The 2,741-nt window shown below is 63.3% G+C and carries 3 protein-coding genes; all 3 read left to right on the top strand.

Annotated elements, in window-relative coordinates:
- Nucleotides 1-445, top strand: a 445-nt coding sequence (locus EN994_RS25890; RefSeq protein ID WP_164746194.1) for a GFA family protein, incomplete at its 5' end; no start/stop codon positions are given.
- Nucleotides 442-1,398 (top strand): prolyl aminopeptidase, encoded by a 957-nt coding sequence (gene pip / locus EN994_RS25885; RefSeq protein ID WP_013532557.1) that lies wholly within the window; start codon nt 442-444, stop codon nt 1,396-1,398. The genes EN994_RS25890 and pip, both read left to right, overlap by 4 nt.
- The coding region (gene cimA / locus EN994_RS25880; RefSeq protein WP_206530503.1) for a citramalate synthase at nt 1,395-2,741 on the top strand (1,347 nt) is incomplete at its 3' end. The genes pip and cimA, both read left to right, overlap by 4 nt.

Raw genomic sequence — 2,741 nt, 5'->3', positions numbered from 1 at the left:
GTGTGGCGCCGTGCGCTTCCGCGTTCATGGAGCGCTCGGCCGTCCGTCCATCTGCCATTGCCGCATGTGCCAGAAGCAGTTCGGCTCGTTCTTCGGCGCGCTGGTCACGGTGCCCAGAGATGGCGTCGAATGGACCCATGAAGAGCCGAGTTACTTCCAGTCGTCGGTCAACATCGATCGTGGTTTCTGCGCCCGCTGCGGCACGCCGCTGACATATCGGCAGCCCGGCGGGCTGGAAATCGCGATCGGTGCCTTCGACGACCGTTCGGACCTGGCACCGCAGATCCAGGTCAACTATGCCGCGCGGTTGCCCTGGGTGGAGACGATCTTCGATCAGCCCGTCCACCAGGATCCTGATTATTACAACAGGCAGGAATCCATCATCTCCTTCCAGCACCCAGACCATGAAACGCCGGACTGGCCGACCAAAGGTTTACAACTATGAGCAGTCAATTGCGTACGCTTTATCCCGAGATCGAGGCGTTCGATTCCGGCATGCTCGATGTCGGCGACGGCCACCAGGTCTACTGGGAGCGTTCCGGCACTAAAGGCGCCAAGCCGGCGGTGTTCCTGCATGGCGGGCCGGGCGGCACCATTTCGCCAAAACACCGGCGGCTGTTCGACCCGAAGCTCTACGATGTCATCCTGTTCGACCAGCGTGGCTGCGGAAAATCGACGCCCAACGCCTCGCTCGAAGCCAATACGACATGGCACCTGGTCGCCGACATCGAACGGCTGCGCGAAATGGCCGGCTTCGACAAATGGCTGGTGTTCGGCGGCTCCTGGGGGTCGACGCTTGCGCTCGCCTACGCCGAGACCCACCCAGAACGCGTCAGCGAACTGGTGGTGCGCGGCATCTACACGCTGACGCGTGCGGAACTGGAATGGTACTATCAGTTCGGCGTCTCGGAAATGTTCCCGGACAAATGGGAGCGCTTCCTGGCGCCGATCCCGGAGGCCGAGCGCAGCGACATGATGGTCGCCTATCGCAAGCGGCTGGTCGGCACGGATCGAAAGGCGCAGATCGAGGCGGCCCGCGCCTGGAGCCTGTGGGAAGGCGAAACGATCACGCTGTTGCCGGAGCCTGAGACAAGCGGTCCGTTTGGGCAGGACGACTATGCCGTCGCGTTCGCCCGCATCGAGAACCACTATTTCGTCCATGCCGGCTGGCTGGAAGAGGGACAATTGCTGCGCGACGCGCACAGGCTGAGCGACATCCCCGGCACCATCGTCCATGGCCGCTACGACATGCCATGCCCGGCGCGCTATGCCTGGGCGCTGCACAAGGCCTGGCCAAAGGCGGATTTCCATCTGATCGAGGGCGCCGGCCATGCTTATTCGGAGCCGGGTATCCTCGACCGGCTGATCCGCGCGACGGACAAGTTTGCAGGCAAATGACCATGACCCGCGAGCGCCTCTATCTCTTCGACACCACATTGCGCGATGGCCAGCAGACGCCGGGCATCGACTTTTCCGTCGAGGACAAGATCGCCATCGCAAAACTGCTTGACGCTTTTGGCCTCGACTATGTCGAAGGCGGCTATCCCGGCGCCAACCCGACCGACACCGCCTTCTTCCAGGAGAAGCGCACGGAGCGCGCCAAATTCGTCGCCTTCGGCATGACCAAGCGGGCAGGGGTGTCGGCGTCCAACGATCCCGGCCTAGCGTCTCTTGTGCAATCGAAATCGGATGCCATCTGCTTCGTCGCCAAGAGCTGGGACTACCACGTCCGTGTCGCGCTCGGCTGCACCAATGAGGAGAACCTCGATGCCATCAAGGCCTCCGTCGAGGCGGCGATCGCCGCCGGCAAGGAGGCATTGGTCGACTGCGAGCATTTCTTCGATGGCTTCAAGGCCAATCCCGACTATGCGCTGGCCTGCGCCAGGACCGCCTATGATGCCGGGGCGCGTTGGGTGGTGCTGTGCGACACCAATGGCGGCACGCAGCCATCGGAAGTCCGCGCCATCGTCGAGAAGGTTATTTTATCAGGCATTTCAGGCGATCATCTCGGCATCCATGCCCATGACGACACCGGCCAGGCCGTGGCGAATTCCCTCGCCGCTGTCGAGGCTGGCGTGCGCCAGATCCAGGGCACGCTCAACGGCATCGGGGAGCGCTGCGGCAACGCCAATTTGATCTCGATCGTGCCAACGCTGGCGCTAAAGCCGGCCTTCGCCGATCGTTTCGAAACTGGCATTTCGGCTGAGGCGCTGACAGGCATTTCCAGGTTGTCGCGCGCATTCGACGAACTCCTGAACCGAGCGCCAGAGGCGCAAGCGCCCTATGTCGGCGCTTCCGCCTTCGCCACCAAGGCCGGCATTCATGCCTCCGCACTGGCCAAGGAGCCGGCGACCTACGAGCACGTCCCCCCCGAAACGGTCGGCAACCGCCGCCGTGTCATGGTCTCGGACCAGGGCGGCAAGGCCAATTTCCTCGCCGAGCTGAGGCGACGCGGCATTGAGGTGCCGAAGGACGATCACCGGCTCGACGCGCTGATATCCGTGGTCAAGGAGCGCGAGGCCGAGGGCTATGCCTATGAAGGCGCCGATGCCAGCTTCGAACTCCTCGCCCGCAAGATGCTGCACGGCCTGCCGGAATTCTTCAACGTCACCTCGTTCCGCTGTATGGTCGAGCGCCGCTTCGACGCCAACGGCCAGTTGAAGACGGTCTCCGAAGCGATCGTCAAGGTGGTGGTCGATGGCGAGGAGAAGATGTCGGTGGCCGAGGGGCATGGCCCGGTC

Source organism: Mesorhizobium sp. M7A.F.Ca.CA.002.09.1.1 (assembly GCF_003998555.1).
Taxonomy (GTDB): domain Bacteria; phylum Pseudomonadota; class Alphaproteobacteria; order Rhizobiales; family Rhizobiaceae; genus Mesorhizobium; species Mesorhizobium ciceri.
The sequence above is the reverse complement of the archived record's forward strand: the minus strand, read 5'-3'. Positions and strand labels throughout refer to the sequence as shown.